The sequence below is a fragment of the Paenibacillus mendelii genome (assembly GCF_024498075.1).
GTDB classification, from domain to species: Bacteria; Bacillota; Bacilli; order Paenibacillales; family Paenibacillaceae; genus Paenibacillus_Z; species Paenibacillus_Z mendelii.
Genome location: NZ_JANHOF010000059.1, coordinates 1 through 1,374 on the forward strand (window position 1 = coordinate 1; position 1,374 = coordinate 1,374).

Below are 1,374 nucleotides of genomic sequence, written 5' to 3' on the forward strand. Positions count from 1 at the left end.
TTAGGATAAGCCCTCGACCGATTAGTATTCGTCAGCTGCATGCATTGCTGCACTTCCACCTCGAACCTATCAACCTGGTCGTCTTCCAGGGGTCTTACATACTGGGAAATCTCATCTTGAGGGGGGCTTCGCGCTTAGATGCTTTCAGCGCTTATCCCGTCCGTACGTAGCTACCCAGCGGTGCTCCTGGCGGAACAACTGGTACACCAGCGGTACGTCCATCCCGGTCCTCTCGTACTAAGGACAGCTCCTCTCAAATTTCCTACGCCCACGACAGATAGGGACCGAACTGTCTCACGACGTTCTGAACCCAGCTCGCGTACCGCTTTAATGGGCGAACAGCCCAACCCTTGGGACCTACTTCAGCCCCAGGATGCGATGAGCCGACATCGAGGTGCCAAACCTCCCCGTCGATGTGGACTCTTGGGGGAGATAAGCCTGTTATCCCCAGGGTAGCTTTTATCCGTTGAGCGATGGCCCTTCCATGCGGTACCACCGGATCACTAAGCCCGACTTTCGTCCCTGCTCGACTTGTAGGTCTCGCAGTCAAGCTCCCTTATGCCTTTGCACGCTACGAATGATTTCCAACCATTCTGAGGGAACCTTTGGGCGCCTCCGTTACTTTTTAGGAGGCGACCGCCCCAGTCAAACTGCCCGCCTGACACGGTCCCTCCACCCGATTCAGGGTGGCAGGTTAGAACTCCGATACGATCAGGGTGGTATCCCAACGGTGCCTCCACCGAAGCTGGCGCTCCGGCTTCCTAGGCTCCCACCTATCCTGTACAGATCGTACCAAAGTCCAATATCAAGCTGCAGTAAAGCTCCATGGGGTCTTTCCGTCTTGTCGCGGGTAACCTGCATCTTCACAGGTATTAAAATTTCACCGGATCTCTCGTTGAGACAGCGCCCAAGTCGTTACGCCATTCGTGCGGGTCAGAATTTACCTGACAAGGAATTTCGCTACCTTAGGACCGTTATAGTTACGGCCGCCGTTTACTGGGGCTTCGGTTCACAGCTTCGGGATTGCTCCCTAACCGCTCCCCTTAACCTTCCAGCACCGGGCAGGCGTCAGCCCGTATACTTCGCCTTACGGCTTCGCACAGACCTGTGTTTTTGCTAAACAGTCGCTTGGGCCTTTTCACTGCGGCCCCCTCGGGCTATTCACCCTACCGAGGCACCCCTTCTCCCGAAGTTACGGGGTCATTTTGCCGAGTTCCTTAACGAGAGTTCTTCCGCGCGCCTTAGCATGCTCTGCTCGCCTACCTGTGTCGGTTTGCGGTACGGGCACCTTCACCTGGCTAGAGGCTTTTCTCGGCAGCGGGAACACATGACCTTCGGTACTCTAATTTTCCCTCCCCATCACAGCTCAGCCTT

The 1,374-nt window shown here is 55.7% G+C and carries 1 rRNA gene; it reads right to left on the reverse strand.

Annotation, left to right across the window (positions count from 1 at the left end):
- Position 1: 1 nt before the first annotated feature.
- Positions 2-1,374 (reverse strand): 23S ribosomal RNA (locus NNL21_RS36000); the annotation flags it as partial.